This is a genomic window from Desulfobacula sp. (assembly GCF_030145145.1).
Taxonomy (GTDB): Bacteria; Desulfobacterota; Desulfobacteria; order Desulfobacterales; family Desulfobacteraceae; genus Desulfobacula.
The window spans coordinates 12,828-32,538 of sequence record NZ_JAQYWD010000043.1; the positions used below are offsets into that span (position 1 = coordinate 12,828).

17 protein-coding genes and 1 pseudogene are annotated in these 19,711 nt (G+C 48.9%); 12 read left to right on the forward strand and 6 right to left on the reverse strand.

The genetic code is table 11. From position 1 onward, the window contains the following. Positions 1-11: 11 nt before the first annotated feature. The 4 genes from Q1Q15_RS21050 to Q1Q15_RS21065 form a co-directional block, all read right to left on the reverse strand. Positions 12-947 carry a hypothetical protein gene (locus Q1Q15_RS21050; protein WP_300464352.1) on the reverse strand — a complete coding sequence of 312 codons (936 nt, stop codon included), beginning with the start codon at positions 945-947 and terminating at the stop codon, positions 12-14. A gap of 128 nt (positions 948-1,075) precedes the next feature. Further along, positions 1,076-3,649, reverse strand: a complete 2,574-nt coding sequence (locus tag Q1Q15_RS21055) for an FtsX-like permease family protein (RefSeq protein WP_300464354.1) — start codon at positions 3,647-3,649, stop codon at positions 1,076-1,078. Further along, positions 3,649-4,311, reverse strand: coding sequence for an ABC transporter ATP-binding protein (locus Q1Q15_RS21060; RefSeq protein ID WP_300464355.1), 663 nt, complete (start codon positions 4,309-4,311; stop codon positions 3,649-3,651). The genes Q1Q15_RS21055 and Q1Q15_RS21060 overlap by 1 nt, the downstream gene beginning before the upstream one ends. Continuing rightward, positions 4,308-4,952 (reverse strand): arylesterase, encoded by a 645-nt coding sequence (locus tag Q1Q15_RS21065; protein WP_300464357.1) that lies wholly within the window; start codon positions 4,950-4,952, stop codon positions 4,308-4,310. The genes Q1Q15_RS21060 and Q1Q15_RS21065 overlap by 4 nt, the downstream gene beginning before the upstream one ends. A gap of 262 nt (positions 4,953-5,214) precedes the next feature. Between Q1Q15_RS21065 and Q1Q15_RS21070 the strand changes: the two genes are divergently transcribed. From Q1Q15_RS21070 to Q1Q15_RS21115, 10 genes and pseudogenes are all read left to right on the forward strand, one after another. Then, positions 5,215-5,526, forward strand: a complete 312-nt coding sequence (locus tag Q1Q15_RS21070; protein ID WP_300464358.1) for a hypothetical protein — start codon at positions 5,215-5,217, stop codon at positions 5,524-5,526. A 144-nt stretch (positions 5,527-5,670) separates the two neighbouring features. Then, on the forward strand, positions 5,671-6,153 hold the full coding sequence (locus Q1Q15_RS21075; protein WP_300464360.1) for a hypothetical protein: 483 nt from the start codon (positions 5,671-5,673) through the stop codon (positions 6,151-6,153). Positions 6,154-6,513: 360 nt separating this feature from the next. Then, positions 6,514-8,472, forward strand: coding sequence for an aldehyde ferredoxin oxidoreductase N-terminal domain-containing protein (locus Q1Q15_RS21080; RefSeq protein WP_300464362.1), 1,959 nt, complete (start codon positions 6,514-6,516; stop codon positions 8,470-8,472). Positions 8,473-8,484: 12 nt separating this feature from the next. After that, the gene (locus Q1Q15_RS21085; protein ID WP_300464363.1) at positions 8,485-9,042 is read left to right on the forward strand and encodes a (4Fe-4S)-binding protein; all 558 of its coding nucleotides are present in this window, start codon (positions 8,485-8,487) and stop codon (positions 9,040-9,042) included. 35 nt (positions 9,043-9,077) lie between these two features. Then, positions 9,078-10,229, forward strand: coding sequence for a (Fe-S)-binding protein (locus Q1Q15_RS21090; protein WP_300464365.1), 1,152 nt, complete (start codon positions 9,078-9,080; stop codon positions 10,227-10,229). Between the two features lie 126 nt (positions 10,230-10,355). Continuing rightward, positions 10,356-13,367 carry an FAD-dependent oxidoreductase gene (locus tag Q1Q15_RS21095; RefSeq protein WP_300464427.1) on the forward strand — a complete coding sequence of 1,004 codons (3,012 nt, stop codon included), beginning with the start codon at positions 10,356-10,358 and terminating at the stop codon, positions 13,365-13,367. Between the two features lie 109 nt (positions 13,368-13,476). After that, positions 13,477-14,217 (forward strand): annotated as a pseudogene (locus Q1Q15_RS21100) (hydrogenase iron-sulfur subunit); the annotation flags it as partial. Continuing rightward, positions 14,200-14,754 carry an NAD(P)H-dependent oxidoreductase subunit E gene (locus tag Q1Q15_RS21105; RefSeq protein ID WP_363321026.1) on the forward strand — a complete coding sequence of 185 codons (555 nt, stop codon included), beginning with the start codon at positions 14,200-14,202 and terminating at the stop codon, positions 14,752-14,754. The pseudogene Q1Q15_RS21100 and the gene Q1Q15_RS21105, both read left to right, overlap by 18 nt. 12 nt (positions 14,755-14,766) lie before the next feature. Beyond that, a complete protein-coding gene (locus Q1Q15_RS21110; RefSeq protein ID WP_300464366.1) occupies positions 14,767-16,458 on the forward strand; it encodes an NADH-ubiquinone oxidoreductase-F iron-sulfur binding region domain-containing protein in 1,692 nt (563 codons plus the stop codon). A 5-nt stretch (positions 16,459-16,463) separates the two neighbouring features. Further along, the gene (locus Q1Q15_RS21115; RefSeq protein ID WP_300464368.1) at positions 16,464-17,081 is read left to right on the forward strand and encodes a 2Fe-2S iron-sulfur cluster-binding protein; all 618 of its coding nucleotides are present in this window, start codon (positions 16,464-16,466) and stop codon (positions 17,079-17,081) included. 86 nt (positions 17,082-17,167) lie between these two features. Here the strand turns inward: Q1Q15_RS21115 and Q1Q15_RS21120 are convergent, their stop codons facing one another. Beyond that, positions 17,168-17,488 carry a DUF5320 domain-containing protein gene (locus Q1Q15_RS21120; protein ID WP_300464370.1) on the reverse strand — a complete coding sequence of 107 codons (321 nt, stop codon included), beginning with the start codon at positions 17,486-17,488 and terminating at the stop codon, positions 17,168-17,170. Positions 17,489-17,525: 37 nt separating this feature from the next. Beyond that, positions 17,526-18,047, reverse strand: coding sequence for a DUF134 domain-containing protein (locus tag Q1Q15_RS21125; RefSeq protein WP_300464371.1), 522 nt, complete (start codon positions 18,045-18,047; stop codon positions 17,526-17,528). 120 nt (positions 18,048-18,167) lie between these two features. On the opposite strand from Q1Q15_RS21125, the gene Q1Q15_RS21130 reads away from it, so the two are divergent. Then, entirely contained in the window at positions 18,168-19,055 is an 888-nt protein-coding gene (locus Q1Q15_RS21130) for an ARMT1-like domain-containing protein (RefSeq protein WP_300464373.1), read from the forward strand. 13 nt (positions 19,056-19,068) lie between these two features. Next, complete coding sequence (locus Q1Q15_RS21135) at positions 19,069-19,656, forward strand: hypothetical protein (protein WP_300464374.1); 588 nt, start codon at positions 19,069-19,071, stop codon at positions 19,654-19,656. Positions 19,657-19,711: the final 55 nt, after the last annotated feature.

Genomic DNA, 19,711 nt, shown 5'->3' on the forward strand with positions numbered 1-19,711 from the left:
TTGTCTGTTGTTTACCTGGAATTTCCACCACCTGATCCACCACCCGAGCCGCCTGAGCCACCACCGCCTGAGCCGCCACCACCTGATCCACCACCGCCTGAGCCGCCACCACCTGATCCACCACCACCTGAGCCACCACCGCCTGAGCCACCGCCTGAGCCACCGCCTGAGCCGCCTGATCCGCCACCATCAAAGGCATTACCCGATTGTCCGCCCTTGCCGATGGACCCGGCATGGTGACTGGCAATCTGCTGGGGCGACATCTGTTGGCTTTTGTTAACAATTTGCTGGCGCAGCTGCACTATTTCCTGATGGGTATATTGATTCTGCAGCGCCCGGCACATGATGCCGGACACAGTGGACGTCCGAACACCCAGTCGCGCCATGGTGCGGACGGTCTGCAGGGTTTGTAACGTCAGCAGGGCTTTCTCTGTCTTGTTTTTCTTCTGTTGGCTGTTCCGGACCTGCAACTGGGCCTTCACCGCTTCCATATCCTCAGTTGTCATCCCCGCCGCCAGGCAGTCAGCAATGGTCTGGGTCATGGCAGTGGTATTTTTTTTATCATCGGACAGGGATTTGGCCATTTGATTTGCTGTTGTCTGACGGCTTTGAACGGCTTCCATGGCCGCAATAATGTTTTGTTCTTTGGCCTGCTTGGCCATGCCTTCCATGGCTTTGCTCATTACCGGTCCAGTGGGCAGCCCGGCCTTGGCAGTGGCAACGATCACCTGCTGGGCGCGAATTCGGTTCTGTTTCTGGAAGCGGTTCTGAACCATCCGTGTCAACATTTTCCGGGCCTGGGCTTCGGGTATGCCCAGGGCACTCATTTCCCTGGTTTGCTGCTGTATGCTTTCCATGGCCTGCTGTGACAAGCCCTGTGATTCCTCGGCAAAGGTCAGTGATGTAAAACAGAATAAAATCGAAAGGATTAAACTGACTTTTTTCATACGCTCTCCTTGTTAAATAAACACGATCTTCTATCCCTATAACGGTGTGGAACTGAAAAAGTTACACGTACAGATAGAAAAATAGAGTTCAGAACCAACCATATCACCTTTTCAATATGTTTTCACCATCAGGTATTGCCCAGCAGCCGGGCTGGTTTTGTATTCATGACTCGCCGGGATGCAGTAAGGGCTGTGCCCATGCAGATACCAGTGGTTAACAAAAGGATGGCAAGGGAAAATTTCAGGTCAAACTGCCAGAGGCTGTCAAAAAAATACCAGGAAATCACCCGGGAAAATCCGAAACTCAGCAGGATGGCAAACAGGGCTGCGGTAAGGCCGATAAACCCGAATTCCAAAAGGGTAATGGCCTGGATGGCCTTAAAATCGGCTCCCAGAACCTTTAAAAGGTTCACCTGGTTTTCATTTTTCCAGGATTCGTGCCGGGCAATGGAAAAAATAGACACCATGCCGGCCGCAATGGCCAGCCAGGCCATAAACCGGATGGACAAGGAGAGCTTGTCCATGATACCCAATAAGGTGCCGGCCATCTGGGTCACATCAATGACCGAGACATTGGGAAACGCAGAGACAATTTTATTTTTCAGGGCCTGGCGGTCCTCCCGGGCCACATGGGAGATGGCCGCCAGAAAGGTTTTAGGGGCATCATTTAAAACCCCATCCTGGAACAGTAGAAAAAAATTGGGCTGAAAACTGTTCCACCGGACCTTGCGCAGATTCTTTATCCGTCCCGTAAGCGGGATGCCCTGGATCTCAAACCCCACAACATCCCCCACCCCCAAACCATATTGCTCGGCAAAGGATTTTTCAACCGAGACCTCAAAAGGATGGGCTGACTCAAAATTCCAGGGGGCTTTGGACAAGGGGCTTCCCTGAAAAATGGTTTCCGAAACATCCAGGCGCTCTCGATAAGAAAAATTAAATTCCAGTCGGCGGCCCCTGCCCCGCCGCCCGGACACGGATGACCTGGCGCCAGGGCCCGTGTTGTCACCATAAAAGGGCTGGTGGTTCACCGTCAAAATCCTGCCCCGGACCATGGGGGAGATATTGACCAGGTCAGCGGCCTGATGTTCCATGAATTCAACAAATGGCAGCCGTTGCTCCTCCTGGATATCCACCAGGAAAAAAACCGGTATTTTCAACCCTTCCGGCCGCATGATTTCGTTTTGCAGCCCTTTCTGGACCTGGGGAATAAGGGAAATTAAAAACACACCCATGGAAATGGTGACAAAACAGGACAAAGAAGACCACTTGTTCCGGAACAGGTTACGGAAAGCAATTTTCCCCACCAGATTCCGGGTGGTGGAAAGGGGTCTGCAGCCTGAAAAAATAAGCCAGCCCATGCCGGACAAAAACACCAGGGCCAGGACAAACCCGGCCACAAAAACACTTCCGTTTCTGATAGAACCGGCCACCCCCACCGACACCAGAAAAAAAGCCGCCATCCCCGGCAGAAAGCTTGCTGCCTGCCCCAGTCCCCGGGTAAAGGTTCCCCTCTTGACCTGTTGGGTTCCCCGGAGCAACATCAGGGGTTTGATCCCAAAGATACGCACAAAGACCGGCAGACAAAAAATAAGGCTGCCCAGCATGCCCATACCCATGGAAAGCATCAGGGTAGAAGGATCTGTGACAAGTCGGATGTGACGGGGAATCAGGCCCTGAAAAATAATGGGAAAGGCCTGAACCAGGAACAGGGAAATGACAATCGCCAGGACAGCGGCCAGGGTCCCCAGCAGGACGAGTTGAAAACTGATATACAGATAGATCTCCCGATGTCCGGCACCGATACTTAATAGGATGGCCATCTCCCGTTGTTTCAGATTCAGATAGCCCCGGAACAGGTACGCCGTGGCAATGCCGGCCAGGAAAAGGGCCACAACACTGACCAGCCCCATATACCCGGTAAAATATCCGGTCACTCTACCCAGCCGTTGATTGACATCCCTGGCATCATAGATGTTTATCCGGGGCTGCCCCGGGAAGGTTTCAGCGAATTTTTGGCGTAGTTTTTCGGCCAGCCCGGGGATATCCACGTCCCGGGAGAACCGGTAAAACTGATAATATTTGATCCGACTCCCGAATTGAATTAACCCCGTCCCTTCCAATTGATCAAGCCCCATATAAACTTTCGGGGCCAGCTCAACAGCGGTTAAAGATTTGTCCGGATCAATGGTGAAAAAATCCTGGATAAAAAAGGGCTTGTTTCCCAATACCAAAGGGGTATTTATATCTGCCTTGTTCCGGATACCTAATGCATAAGCCGTGTCCCGGGTCATGAAAACCCCGGGCCTTTCCTGGAGGTCTTTATTTTCCCCCCTGCCCTCCAAAGCAAAGGCACCGTAAAGAGGATAATGCTCATCAATGGCCATCACCCGTATCAAACGGGCATTATCCCCTGCCCGGACCATGGTAAAAAAATTGATGAGCCGGGCATGGGACTTGTCCGGCCCCAGCACCTGGTCTGCCAGGGATAATTCCGCCGGGGTCAGGGGGCTGTTGGCGATCAATACCAGGTCTGCCGTCAATATGTCTTTTAAATTCTCATCCAGATGGTGGTTCAGGGAACTGCCAAAGGAATGAATGGCGATGAACCCGGCCAGACCCAGGGACAGGTTCAAGATAAAAAAAAGGGCAAACCCCCTGTTTGTAATGAGATCCCTTATGGCCATTCGTATCCAGAACATCAAACCAGCCTGCCCCGGTCAAGGATCTTGATGGTTTGACATTGACTGGCCAGGACGGGATTATGGGTCACCAACACCAGGCTTTTCTTTTCTTCATCCACCAGGTCAAACAACAGTCGGGACACCTTTTCCCCGGTTTCCATATCCAGATTGCCCGTGGGCTCATCTGCCAGAAGCAGGGCCGGTTTGATGACCAACGCCCTGGCTATGGCCACCCGCTGGCATTCTCCGCCACTCAGCTGCCCGGGCAGGTGATGCTGGCGATCTGACAAGGCCACCTTTTCCAGCATGGCATCGGTCTGTTCCCGGATTCGCTGCTGTTTCAGGATTTCCAAAGGCAGGCTGATATTTTCCCGGGCCGATAAATGGGGCATTAAATGGAACTGCTGAAAAACAATCCCGATTTTCATGGCCCTGTACCGGGACAGCTGACTTTCGTTCATGGTGCCCAAATCCTTTCCATCCAGGATCACCTGGCCGTCATCCGGGCTGTCCAGTCCTGCAATCAGGGACAGCAGCGTGGTTTTTCCGCTGCCGGACTGGCCGGTAACGGCCGTGGTTTCCCCGGCACCGAGATTGAAACTGACGTGCTTTAAAACCGAAAGGGTTCCGGACCGGGGCTGGTGAAAGGATTTACAGATTGCCTTGATCTCAAGTATCATAATTGCTCCAAAATATAGGGGAATACAGTGGCGGCAATGATCCTGTGACCTTCCCGGTTGGGGTGGATGCCGTCTGACTGGTTAAGGGAAACCCTGCCTGCCACATCCTTTAACAAAAAAGGAATGAACGGAATCTTGTGTTGATCGGCCAGACGGACATACACCGCTTGAAAAGCCCGGGCATATTCCAGACCGTAATTGGGGGGCAGTTTCATGCCAGCCAGGATGACCCGGATGTTTTTCTCCTTTGCCAGGACAATGGTCTTGTCCAGGTTCCGGGCCATTTCACTGGTGGACAACCCCCGAAGCCCGTCATTGGCCCCCAGGGCCAGCACCAGGATATCCGGCTTGACCCTGAGAAACCATTTGAGCCGGGCCAGGGCACCTGCAGTGGTGGAACCGCTGATACTCCCGTTGGTGACAACCGCTCCTGGTACCCCTTGTTCCTTGAGCATGTCGTGGATCAGGGCCGGATAAGCCTGCTCCGGTTCCACTCCCAGGCCTGCGGAAAGCGAATCCCCGATGAACAGAATCCTGACACTGCCATCGGCTGCAAACAAAGGGGGTGCAGGACCTGACCACAACCAGGCAACAGATATCAACAAAAAAACGCCAAAATAAATTAAACGAAACGGCTTCATGGATTTCAGTTCCTTTGTTTTTTATCTCATCGTTTCTTACTATGTACCAAGAAGCGGGTTGTGTAAACCCCGGTTTTGTTATATTTGTATCCCCCCTTTGGGACCCTTTTGAATTTTTTAATCATTCAACTTTCCGACATGAGCGTTATGGACAACTCCGAAGTTGCGTTCATCATTTACAAAATAGTGTGTAACCTTTGAATGATCCATACGTTGTGACAGCAATATTGGCTATCATTTTAAAAAAAAGGAGGAGAATAAAATGTCTCAAAAACTCATGAACGGAATCGTCATTTTTATGGCAGTCCTTCTGGCAAGCGTACCCGCCTGGAGTTCCATACCCAGACAGTTAAGCCCGGGGGACTCGGGCAAAACCATCACCCCGGATATGACCGCGGTGACCGACGACATCTTTAAGGCGGATATTATCCTGGCCCGGGGTGGCGGCGGTGGCGGCGGTGGTCTCCTTGGCCATGATGAAAATATGCCCCTGCAGCATACCATTGGTGAGAAAAATTCATCCATTCGTTTAATGACCGATACCATCGGATCAGGACACACAAACAAATATTAAACCGATAAATACATAATATATAACGCTTTTTCATAAATCCCCCCATAATGCCATGAATATCCCGTTGACACACAAGAACAAATCTCTTATTCTTATGCCACACCACAAGCGATTTCTTATTACTATCATACAAAGGAGAACACCATGGCTGTAATATTTTCTGCGCGGGAAATTGCCGAAGCAGCAGTTGAAAAAGAAAAAAAAAGAAAAGGATTTTATGCCGTTGTTTCTGAATTGAGCACGGATAAAGACATGAAAGATCTTTTTTACTTTTTAATGGAAGAAGAAGATCGGCATGTCGAAGCCTTTGAACAGATCCGGGACAGCCTGCCCCCGGAAGAAACATCTTCAGAGGAATACAGTGAGGACATGGAGGCGTATATGGATTCCGTTGTGGATGACCGCCTTTATGCCGATATTGATTCAAAGGAATTTGTCCAAAACGCCATTAATGCCAACACGGTTTTCAGTTTGGCCATGGGTTTTGAAAAAGATGCCATTCTTTACTTTAGAGAATTTTTACCCTTTTTAACCGAGCCTGATCGGAAGATTGTGGTGGAATTGATTGAACAGGAAAAAGGGCACATTCGGAAGCTTGCTGACATGCGCCAGCAGATGGCTGAATAGTATTACAGGCGGTTGAATAACCTGTCGGGGTTCGTCATATCGGGATCATAACCCATGGGTTTCCCTGGAAGAAATAAACCCTGATATGTCTTGAATCAAGACAGGTTACGCCCTGTTCATAATAAAAAGCCCTATCCATACAATAGGTTATAATAAAAAAACCCTTATCTTCACCGCCCCCCTCTTCACGTTTAATTCACCTCATTTTTCTTTAAAAAAATTCTTGACAGCCCAATTAACGTAATATATTATTCAATAACAAGTTATACTATGGCAGTGTATTTTTTTTGGAATAAAATTCGGTATTGTGATTTTTTTGATACAAGATTAAAGAATTGCTAATTTATAAGGGGTTAAAAAATGAGGTACGGAGAGACAGGGGTTAATCTGGAGATTGATCTATCTCGAGGAAGCGTTGAAAAGGTAGAAACCGACCCAAGATTAACTGAACTTTTTCTGGGGGGGCAAGGTACTGCCGCCAAGACACTATGGGATAGGGTTCCGCCTGAGGTTGAACCTTTTTCTCCCGATAATCTGCTAATATTCACCGCCGGTATTCTGCATTCCACACCTGTTCCCGGCGCCAATCGAGTCGCTGTGAATACGTTTTCACCCCAGACAAACTTAATGTCCCATTCATTGATGGGCGGCTTTTTCGGGCCGGAAATGAAACATGCCGGTTATGACCAGATCATCATTCGCGGTAAGGCCCAGAAACTGGTTTATTTATACATAAACAATGACAAAGTGGAAATACGGGATGCGAGTCATCTCCAGGGGAAAGGCACAACGGAAACCGGTGATGTGCTCAAAAAAGAGTTGAAGGATGATAAGGTCCAGGTGGCCGCCATCGGCCTGGCCGGCGAAAACAGGGTCTATATGGCGTCCATTGATCACGGGCACTCCAGCGCGGCGCGAGGCGTAGGTGTCATCATGGGGGATAAACGATTAAAGGCCATCGCTATCCGCGGCACAAAGGACATTAATATTGCCCACCCGGCTGAATTGTTTGAGGCCAGTATGAAATTGCACCGACAGATTGCTGACAGTGATGGCTGTGGCGACTGGATGGCCTATGATGAAGATGACAGTTTCCACCACAATCATTTTGCCTGGGGCAACGCCCGGACCCGGCGAAAAAATTTCTGGAGCAAGGAACTCGAGGAAAGATGGCGGAATATTAAATACGACAACATGGATCGACAAACCAGCTGCTATAATTGTCCCAAGAATTGCCGTAACGTCATTAAAATGCCGGGAAAGAAAAGATTCGGGTATAAGTGCTACGGAAAAGACACCTATCACATGGCGGCATTTAAAGAACTGGATTTTTCCTATGACATACTGGGTATCGCCCAGGAGTATGGATTGGACTCCTACTCGACACCCCAGGTGATGGCCTTTGCCATTGAACTTTACGAAGCCGGTATCCTGACGGATAAGGACATGCCCGGACTGCCGGCTGACAGCGGGGACAGATTTTACTACCTGATGGAAAAAATTGTCCGCCGGGAAGGGATTGGCGATATTTTAGCCGATGGGGTTTCCCATGCTGCCATACGGATCGGAAACGGGGCAGAAGCGTATGACCATAATACCACCAAAAAATTTGAGCAGCTGCCCATCAAGCTGGGAAAGGTCAACCTGGCCTATTTTCTCATGATTGCCACAGGGGAAAAAATGAGTATCACCCAGATTGAAGGTTCGTTTCCCCAGGATCCCATGCGCACCATGGAAGAACGACAAAAGTTTGTTGACAACTGGACCTCACCGCCGGATGATAAATTCAAAGACTATTTTTTAAACTGGGAAAAAAGGGACGTCATGTCCAACCAGGCATTCTGCGAAATTGTGGATTGGAATGAGGCCATGCACTATATTGATGATGCCACGGGATTATGCGGATTTGTTTCCTCATTCCGGGGTCAGTTTGGTGGAGATGTTGCCTATAACATCCATAATATACCCGCACTCATTGAGGGGGCCACGGGCATTGAGATGGACAAAGAAAAACTGTGGGAAGTTTTTCAACGAAATCGAACACTGGTCAGGGCCATCAATGTAAGAAGAGGTTTGAGGAGAAAGGATGAACGGCCCCCGGAAGACCACTGGGCAGTTCGGGACGAAGAAAAGGAACAACAACTTCTCAGTGAATATTATGAATTCAAGGGGTGGAATGAAGACGGTATTCCTACCCTGGATATGCTCGACAAACTGGGCTTGGGTTATGTGGGCGAAGACTTACTGGAAAGAGGGATCTTAACAGACAATGACACTATTTCTGCCAAAGAAACTTCGGCAGCAATTGATAAGGTCTAGGGGGTAGTAACCGTGAAGGCAGGGTTAAAAAAGAAAATTGTTAAAGAGATAAAAGTTGATATCAGCAAATGCACGGGGTGCCGGTCATGCGAAATGGCCTGCTCCGCATTTCATGCCGTGCCCAAATATAGCAGCCTTAATCCGTCGAAAGCCAGGATCAGGGTGTACATGGATGAAATAAGAGATATCTATGTTCCGATTCGTGCCGGTGGGTATACGCAAGCCGAGTGCAATGGGCGGAACCTGTATATTATTAATGGAAAAGAATACTCCGAGTGTGCTTTCTGCCCGGCGTCCTGTCCGTCCAGGGACTATTTCAAGGAACCCAGCTCCGGACTTCCGCTGAAATGCGATATGTGCGAAGATGAGCCGCCCCTTTCAGAACCCATGTGTGTTGAGGCATGTAAATTCGATGCCCTGACCTATGTGGAGCGAGAAGAGACAGTGGCAATGGAGGGAACCCCTTTAACAGAAAAGCAGGTGGAATTGAAAGCAGCATACGAATCATTAGTAAAAACACATGGCAGAAAAAAACTAATGGACGTCTTTTCCCAGTTATCAAAGCGCTAACATACTAAAGTGAAAGAAGAGGAATATTAAAGACAATGGAAACGGTCGCTCCCTTCATAGAGGTAATCGATGAGATAAAAGAGGCTGGTGGAGATGCCTTCAGGTTTTGCTTTCAGTGTGGATTGTGCGATTCGGTTTGTCCGTGGAACAGGGTCAGACAATTCAGTATCCGCAAAATCATTCGAGAGGCTACGTTTGGTTTAACAGAGATAGAAGGTGAGGATATCTGGCGATGTACGACCTGCGGACGATGCCCTGAGCATTGCCCAAGAGGGGTCAAACAAATAGAAGTCGGCGTCTCTTTGCGCAGGGTGGCATCGGACTATGATATTTTCCCTGCTTCTGTCCGGTCTGCCCGTACGGCAAGGGCGAGCCTGATTTCTGAAGGCAATCCGTTGCAGGGGGACCGGGGTAAACGGGCGGACTGGGCAAAAGACCTGTCTGTAAAACCCTTTACCGCGGATATGGAAGTGTTATATTTTGTTGGATGTTATTTCAGCTATGACCCGAGAATGAAAAAAGTTGCCGCGGCCACGGCCAATATTCTGAACAAGGCAGGGGTGAATTTCGGGATACTGGGTGACGAGGAAAGCTGTTGTGGAGAGAGCATCCGGAAAACGGGCAGTGAGGAAGTGTTTAAAAATCTGGCCAAAGAAAACATTAAAACCTTTATTGATAAGGGTGTAAAGAAAATTATTGTCTCTTCCCCCCATTGCTATCACACGTTTAAAAACGAATATCCTGAATTTATGGTCCATTTTGAGGTCGTTCATATGACCCAGTATATATTGGAATTGATCAATGATGAACGACTTGACCTCAAAGGGGACTTTTCAAAAACAGTCACCTATCATGACCCCTGTTACCTGGGTCGACACAATAATATATATGACGAACCCCGAGACCTGCTAAAGAAAATTCCCGGATTGGACCTGATCGAGATGGCGGATCATGGCAAAGACAGTTTGTGCTGCGGTGGCGGTGGCGGCAGGATCTGGATGGACACGCCAAAAGAAGAAAGATTTTCCGACATTCGATTAAAACAGGCCAGTGAGATTGGAGCCAAAATTCTTGCGACATCCTGCCCCTACTGCATCACCAATTTTGAAGAAAGCAGGTTAAACCTGGAGTATGATGATGTCCTGGAGATTAAGGACATCACGGAAATTGTCAATGAGATGCTTTAGGGATCATCTATAGAAAAGTGATTTAGGGAATTGAAAGAGACCTGAAAAGGACGGTGCGAAGTGGAAAAAGAACCAGTTGAAGGGCTTGCTGTTAACAGCCCTGGAGAGAATAATCTGATAGATGTTATGATTGTCGGTGGAGGGATCAGCGGTATTCAAGCGGCCCTTGATCTTGCCGAAACAGGGTTCAGGGTTTACCTGGTTGACAAGTCACCGGCCATTGGCGGCAAGATGTCCCAGCTTGACAAGACCTTTCCCACAAATGACTGCTCCATGTGTATTGAATCACCCAAATTCATTGAGTGCAGCAGACACCCCAATATAGAAATCCTGACGTATACTGAGGTTGAGAGTATCAAAGGAGAAGCGGGTGACTTCAGGGTAACCCTGGTTAAAAAACCCAGGTATATCCTTGAAGACCGGTGCACGGGCTGTACGACCTGTGTGGAGGTCTGCCCGGTCAAGGTCCCGGATGTATATAATCAAAGCTTATCGTTGAACAAAGCCATCCATATATACTTTTCCCAGGCTGTTCCGCTGATCACCTATGTGGACCCGGACACCTGTCTGTATCTTCAAGATGAAAAATGCAACATTTGCGTGGGGGTCTGTAAGAATGAAGCCATTGACCTGAACCAGAAGGAAGAGACGGTCATCGTCGAGGTCGGTGCCATCATCATGTCTCCCGGGTTTGAGGTGTTTGACCCCAAACTGAGGGGCGACTATGGCTACGGCACCATGGAGAATGTGGTCACCAGCCTTGATTTTGAACGGATATTATGTTCCACCGGCCCCTATGAAGGCGAGATCAGACGGCCTTCCGACATGCAGCATCCCCATAAGATTGCCTGGATCCAGTGTGTGGGATCCAGACAGGTCATCGAGGGCGGTAACAGCTATTGTTCAGGCGTTTGCTGCGCCTATACACAAAAGCAGGTTATTCTGGCCAAAGACCATGATGCCGGGCTTGAGGCCACGATATTCCATAATGATATCCGGGCCTTTGGCAAGGATTTTGAACGGTTTTACCAAAGAACGGAAAACCTGCCCGGTGTCCGGTTTTTAAGAAGTTATGTTTCCATTGGACGAGAAATTCCAGAAACCAAGAATGTCACCATCCGATATTCAACATTTGAGGATGGCGTAAAAGAAGAAGAATTCGATCTGGTGGTTTTATCCGTGGGAATGAACCCGCCGGCTGATGTGAAAAACATGGCGGAGAAATTCGGCATTGAACTGAACGCTCATCAATTCTGTCAAACCAATCCGGTGAATCCCATGGAAACCACCCGCCCGGGAATCTTTGTCAGTGGCGCGTTCCAGGGACCCATCGATATTCCTGAGTCTGTTATGGGTGCCAGCGGTGCGGATGCCCTTTGCAGTCAACTTCTTGCTTACCGGCGGGGGGACCTGGCCCAGGAAAGGGTCTATCCACCGGAAAGGGATGTCACTGGAGAAGACCCCCGGGTGGGAGTCTTTGTGTGTCATTGCGGCGCAAATATCGGCAGAGTGGTGAATGTGCCGTCAGTGGTTGAATATGCATCCACCCTGAACCATGTGGTTCATGCCCAGGAAAGCCTGTTTGCGTGTTCCACTGACAATGCCCAGCAAATAGCCGATATGATCAAGGAAAAAGGACTCAATCGCGTGGTTGTGGCCGCCTGTACCCCCAGGACACATGAACCGTTATTTCGGGACACCTGCCGTGAAGGCGGGATCAATCAATATTTCTATGAAATGGCCAATATTAGAGAACATTGTTCCTGGGTTCACTCTAAAGAGCCGGAGAAAGCCACCCAGAAGGCAAAGGAAATCGTTCGCATGTCCGTGGGCCGCGCGACTCTTTTAGAACCGTTGCAGGAATTTGAGCTGCCGGTCAATAAAACAGGATTGGTTGTCGGCGGTGGCCTGGCCGGAATGACCAGTGCCCTGAGCATGGCAGAACAGGGCTTTAAGGTGTGTCTGCTGGAAAAAAATAAAGACCTGGGCGGTATGGCCCGGAGGATTCACACTACCCTGGAAGGGGTAGATGTTCAACCGTATTTAAATGACCTGATCCGCAAAGTCTACGAGCACCCCTTGATCCAGGTATCCCATGAGGCTGCCATCACGGATGTTTCCGGTTACGTGGGGAATTTTATCACCACGGTGAAGACGGAAGGAAGGGTCAAGGTTATCAAACATGGCGCTGCCATTCTTGCCACGGGAGCGGATGAATACAAACCCACGGAATACCTTTATGGCGAAAACGATCAGGTTTTCACCCAGTTGGAACTGGAGGATCACATCGCCAGGCGTGAAGAACAACTGATCAACTCCCAGAGACTGGTGATGATTCAATGTGTGGGGTGCAGACAGGAAGACAGGAATTACTGCTCCCGGATCTGCTGCAGTCATGCTGTAAAGAATGCTTTGAGCCTGAAGAAAATAAACCCTGAAATGGAGATCTACATTCTTTTCAGGGACATGAGAACCTATGGATTTAGAGAGGATTATTACCGCGAAGCAGCAGATAACGGGGTCATGTTTATCCGCTGGGAGCCCAGTGACAAGCCTGTTGTGGAAGCCGTTAAAGAAGGTGGCAAGTCGGTTCTTCGGGTCACGGTTCCGGATCCCGTTCTGGGTCAGAGGCTTGAATTAGATGCCGATTATCTGACACTGTCTGCTGCGGTCATCCCTTCGGCAGGCAGCAATGAAGCAGCACGATTATTCAAGGTTGCCCAGAACCCGGATGGATTTTTCCAGGAAGCCCATGTAAAATTAAGGCCCGTGGACTTTGCTGCAGAAGGTGTTTTCCTTTGCGGGATTGCACACTATCCCAAGCATATAACAGAAACTATCAGCCAGGCTTACGGCGCTGCCGGTCGGGCCATCACCATTCTCACAAAGGAATCCGTCATTGCCTCGGGTGCTGTTTGCGAAGTAAATGAAAGCGCGTGTGAATCCTGTGGGGCCTGTATTTCTGTTTGTAATTATAATGCCATAGAGTTTCATGAGACACCAAAAGGCAAAAAAGCCCGGGTGAATCCTATTCTCTGCAAAGGAGACGGTCTGTGTAACACCAGATGTCCCACAGGGGCTATTTTTCTCAAACACTTTACCGATAAAGAGATCTTAAGCCAGATTGACGCGGCTTAAAGAGACCTAATTTTGGAGTGGCGGTATCTGAATGTATAAGGCATGCCGCCCCTTCTAAAGATCCACGAATGAACAAGGCAGTGATAACTGCACTAGGAGTGAGATAAGAATGAGTACAGGACTTGAGTTTAAACCAGGGATCCTAGGATTTTTATGTAATTGGTGAGGGTACTCCGCTGCTGACCTGGCTGGAGTTTCCAGACAACAATATACCTCTGATATTAAAATTATTCGTGTCATGTGCACCGGTAGAGTCGACCTGGCATTTATTTTCCGTGCGTTTTCCAATGGGAAAGACGGGGTGTTTGTCGGCGGTTGCTGGCCGGGTGAATGCCATTATATTACAGAAGGAAATTACCTGGCATTGAGCACCATGCATATCGGCAGAAAATTATTGGAAATGATCGGGTTGGATCCCGAACGGCTGAGGCTTGAATGGATTTCAGCATCTGAAGGAAGCCGTTATGCCGAAGTGATGAATGATTTTTCCAAAAAGATGAAAGCCTCAGGACCCATTGGCAAGGGCGAAGGCATTGATCCTGAGGAATTAAACCTTAGACTGGAAGCTGTCCAGAATTTAATTCCTTACATCAAGCTGGTCGAAAGAGAAAGACTGAGAGTCACTTTAAAATCAGTGGAAGAATACAATGAATTTTTCGCCAGTGATGAGTTTGATCAATTATTTCAGGAATTGATTGGTGACAAATTTCAAATCACCCGAATCATGGCACTGTTGCGGAAAAAACCCTGTTCAAATAAAGAACTGTCAGAGGTGTTGGGTATCAGCCCGTCTGAAGTATCCCGACACCTGAATACGGCCGCACGGCAAGGACTGGGCCGGGTTGATGAAAGCAGGAACCTCATTGCAGCCGCCTGTGATGAAAACGGGAACACCACCACAAGTGACAGCAGCGACAGTGCCGTTACAGCGGCTCCGGATAACGACACCATTGATCAAATCATCCATGAACACCAGGGCAAACCCGGTTCTTTGATCCATGTCTTAATGGAGATTCAGAGCGAAAACCATTGGCTTTCCAAAGAAATTTTAGACAGGATCAGTGAAAAACTGGACGTACCATTAAGTCGCGTCATGCAAATCGCTACTTTTTATAAAACTTTCAGTTTGAGTCCCAAAGGACGTCATGAAGTTCATGTCTGTACGGGGACCTCCTGTCATCTTCGGGGTGCGTCTCATCTTATGGAATCGGTTCAGGACCTCATGGGAATCAGACCCGGGGAAACAGACTCGGATGCCAAATTCAGCCTGGGGAATGGCAACTGCCTCGGCTGTTGTTCGTTAGGGCCGGAGATCATCGTCGATGGAAAACATCACGGCAGGGTAACACCCGCCATGGCAGAAGAAGTCTTAAAAAATTATGCGTAGGGAACAAAGATTATGCCAAGGATAAATTCAGCTACTGAATTGGAAGAATTAAGGAAGGGACTCTTATCAAAAAGAGACCCTGACAAATCTTATATTGCGATATGTTCGGGTACGGGTTGTCTCGGCCTCGGTAACGACAGGGTGATCACAGCCTTTGAACAAGAAATCAAGCGCCTCTCTCTTGAGACCCAGGTGGACATCAGGGTTACCGGGTGTCATGGTTTTTGTGAACGAGGACCCAATGTTGTTATCTATCCGGAAGAGATCTACTATATCCAGGTAACGCCCGAGGATGTCCCTGAGATAGTGTCTCAGACCGTGCTGGGGAAACAGGTGATTGACCGTTTGATTTATGAGGATCCAAATACCGGTGAAAAATCAGCTTATCAGTCTGATATCCCTTTTTACAAGGCACAGATGCGGCAACTGATCAGCAATAACACGAAAATCGATTCCCGGCGCATCAATGACTATATGGGAATTGGAGGGTATTCGGCTTTGTCCAAAGCCCTATTTGAAATGACTCCTGCCCAGGTTCTTGAAGAGGTAAAGAAAGCCAACTTGCGTGGCCGTGGCGGCGGTGGATTTCCTGCCGGCTTGAAATGGGAAACCACCCGCAATGCCCCGGAAAAACAAAAGTATGTCATCGTCAATGGTCATGAAGGGGAACCCGGCGCGACCATGGACAGGGCCATCTTTACGGGAAATCCGCACAGCGTCCTTGAAGGCCTGATCATCGGTGCCTATGCCATTGGTGCCAGCCAGGGATTTATCTATACCCGTCATGATTCTCCCCAGCTAAAAGATAATATTTATCGTGCCCTTGAGCAGGCCAGGGAATATGGACTCCTGGGTGAAAATATTTTAGGGTCCGGCTTTAACTTTAATGTTGAGGTGCATTTCGATGTCGGTATCTTTGTATCAGGTGAATCCAGCGCTTTAATGCGGTCCATTGAAGGGCGGAATCCAGAACCCAGACCCAAATATATCCGCACGTCGGTCAGTGGTGTCTGGGATAAGCCCAGTAACCTGAACAATGTGGAGACCTGGGCCAATGTGCCCCAGATCATCAACAAGGGCTCCCAATGGTATACCAGCATCGGGACAGAGCGCAGCAAGGGCACAAAACTGATATCCTTATCCGGTAATATCGTTAATTCAGGGGTGGTGGAAGTTCCGTTTGGGACAACGCTCAGGCAAATCATCTACGATATCGGCGGGGGGATTCCCAACGGCAAGAAACTTAAAGCTGTTCACTTTGGTGGCGCCATGGGAGGATCCATTCCCGCGAGACTCATTGATACCCCTTTGGATTTCGATGCCCTTAAAAAAGTGGGTGCCCCCATGGGAGCCGGTGCGCTGATGGTAATGGATGAAGATAACAATATGGTGGATGTCACCCGATTTTTCCTGAACTTTCTCACCAATGAGTCCTGCGGCAAATGCGTGCCCTGTCGTGAAGGCATCCGCCAGCTGCTCAAGATTATGACCCGTATGAGCAAAGGAAACGGAAGAAAAGGCGATATCGAATTGTTGGAAGAGATATCCGAGGTAATGGGTGTGGCCTCCCTGTGTTCTTTGGGGAAAACGGCTTGTGATCCCCTCAAAAGCTCGCTGCGCTACTTCAGAGATGAATATGAGGCTGGCATTAGCGATGAAATAGCGCCCGTGAATGAACAAGAATTAACCCCAGAGAGAGTATAGAAACGATGAGTGACATCATTTTACAGATCGATGGAAAAAAAGTTATAGCAAAAGAAGGCATGACCGTCCTGGAAGCCGCCCAAAGTGCTGATATATATATCCCTACACTTTGTCACCATGAGCTGTTAGAACCCTATGGCGGGTGTCGACTTTGCACGGTAGAAGTAGAATCCCGGGGCAGAACAAAATTTGTTGTCGGATGCCTCTACCCTGTGGAACAGGATCTGGTGGTCAGAACCCGGTCTGAGATGATCGATCGAGTCCGCCGGTTGATTTTAGAATTTTTGCTGGCCCATGCCCCTGATTCGCCGCAATTACAAATGTTGGCCAAGGAATATGGTGCCAAAAAAGACCGGTTTGAAAAAGAATCGTCGTTTTGCGTTCTTTGCGGGTTATGTGTCCGGTATTGTGCTGAAGTTAAAAAGAAAAATGTTATCGGGTTTGTTGACCAGGGCGCAAAACGGGAGATTAGTTTTATCCCGGAATTAGCTGCCAAAGAGTGCTGGGACTGCAAGGAATGCTTCCCCCTGTGCCCCACATCGTATTTACAGGCGGCTTACCATTTAACCAAAGCCATTGCGTTTCCCTCACTTGCCACTGAACCCAAATCAGTGAAATTGTAAGAAAAAACCCATGCCCAACCACCGTTTATCAGCAGCAGGTGGATCATTTGCTGCTGATAAACGAAGGGTATGGGTTAATGTATTAATTAGTCATCAGAAAGATCCGCCAATGCCGCTTTGATGGCATTGAGCTCGGATTCAAGGATATCTGCCCGTTGCCGCAGGCCCTCCTTGCTAATGGGTGCCTGGGCGGCTGCAGGTCCCTGGACCGGGGCATATCCCCGTCCCCATCCAGGTCCCGGTCCCTGACCAAATCCCCTGCCCCTTCTGAATCCATATCCAAGGCCACCGGATGGTGGGTTTCCAAACCCGGTTGATCCGGCCATGGGACCATTGACGCAATTGCCTCTGCCTCTGCCTGTCATGGGTCCCTGATTCATGGGCCCTTGTTGATTAAATCCCGGCATAAGATACCTCCTTAATTTATAATTGATTTGTATCGGGTTAACGATTGCCCCGTCTGGAGCCGCCAGTTCCCTGGCCTCTGCCTTGACCTTGACCTCTACCCCGGCCCTGGCCTCTGCCTTGGCAATTTCCCTGGCCTTGACCGCGACCTCTGCCTTGACCTTGGCCATTACGGGTTCCAGTATCCTGGCTGTCTTCATTTTTATATGCTTCCGTCATGATTTCCTCCTTTATGGTATTTATGGGTGAATGCCCCCGCCTCCTGCGCCCCCTGCCCTGCATTTGATAACATCCGCCGGTGACCCTGAGGCGCTTGCCTGTCACCAGGGCTTCTGAGAGATTGTACCGGGCTTGCCTTAAAATCCTTCCAAAGGTCTGCCGTGACACATTCATCTGTTCGGATGCCATGGACTGATCCAACCCCAGATAATCACTGAGCCGAATCGCTTCGTATTCTTCGATGGAAAGAATCGTCTCTCCGCTGTGGGGCATCCCGTCGGGACTGAATCCTTTTGTCTCTGGATGAGATTCTACGGTTCTGGGTCGTTTGGGCCTTGGCATGATCTCTCCTTTGAGGCTGTTAAATGGTTGAATTGATCATTTGACTATAATTATAGATATGATATGATGAGCTGTCAATGAAAATAATGATCAAATGACCAAAAAAAAGAAAGGGTAATAATGAAAACCTATAACGACTGCATCCCCTGCCTTGTTCGACAGGCCCTTGGGGCGGCAAGACTTGTGACCGATAAGGAAGATGACCACAGCAGGGTGCTCAAACTGGTACTGGCCGACATGGCCGACATGGATATGAAACAGTCTCCCCCAATGATGGCCCGCAAAATCCAGCAAACCATTGCCGGAGTAACCGGCAACAAAGACCCTTACAGGGAACTCAAAAAACAATTCAACCGATTTTCCCTGGAACTCTATCCCGATCTCAAAGCCATGGTAGACAAATCTGCCACCCCGCTTAAGACCGCTATTCAACTGGCCATTGCCGGCAATATCATCGATTTCGGTGCGGTATCAAACCTGGACAAGGCAACCGTGTTTGACACCATAGACCATGCCATGACCCACGAGGTTAAGGGCGATCTGCAAGGGTTAATCCAAGCATTGGCCAGGCCTGAACGAATCCTCTGGATCGCTGACAATGCCGGTGAAATTGTGTTCGACCGCCTGGTGCTGGAACGGATCGATCTGTCACGGGTCATCTTTGTGGTCCGGGGCGGTGCTGTGCTCAACGATGCCACCCTTGAAGATGCCGCCGAGACCGGTATCAGCGATCTGGTAACCACCATCGACTCCGGGGCAGCCATCCCGGGAACCGTCCTTGGTGAATGTTCCGAATCCTTCCTGCAAGCGTTTGACCAGGCCGACCTGATCATCTCCAAGGGCCAGGGCAACTATGAGACATTACCCCATGATGATGATCGGATCTTTTTTCTGTTCAAAGCCAAATGCCAGATGGTGGCTGGCCTGGCCGGGGTGAGCCTCGATGACATGGTGGTCTGGAAGCGGCACGAACAACAAACGACAATGACAAGGCGAAAGACGTCTTAAACTGGATATGGAAATGAACGTTTTAAACAAATTAAACCCGTTAAAACGATTTTTCAAACACCCATCAGATCGAAGAAGCCATAGATTTATTATGGTGATCGATTGTATTCTAAATCAAAATTCACGGGATCTGGGGGCAGCAAATTATCCGTCAATGAACAAGGAAATCCTCAGGCTCTGCATGCAATACGATATCGGACTTTTTCAGATTCCATGCCCTGAAATAACATTTCTGGGGTTTTTGAGAAAAAGAAAGCCGGGACAATCGATTCGGGATGCCCTGGATACAGCAGCCGGCCGTGAGTGTTGCCGAAACTTAAGCATTGATATAACCCTGAGAATCCAGGATTATATCAACAACAACAATAAAATCCTGGCTATTCTGGGTGGCAATCCTGAAAGTCCAGGATGTGCCATACATTCGGTATCACCCAATACGGGTTGTGAGTCCCTGGCAGAAAATTCCGGCGTTTTCATGAAAGAGTTTCATAAAGCGCTTTGCAAACAAAAAATCACCATCCCATTCAGAGGGATGCGAGACTGCAGGCCAGACTGGATAAAACAGGATTTAAAATGGTTGGAAAATCTTTTCAATCAATAATCAGTTACCTGCAAAGCCTCGCAACAATACGCTTCAAAATCAGTTTGATGCGCCA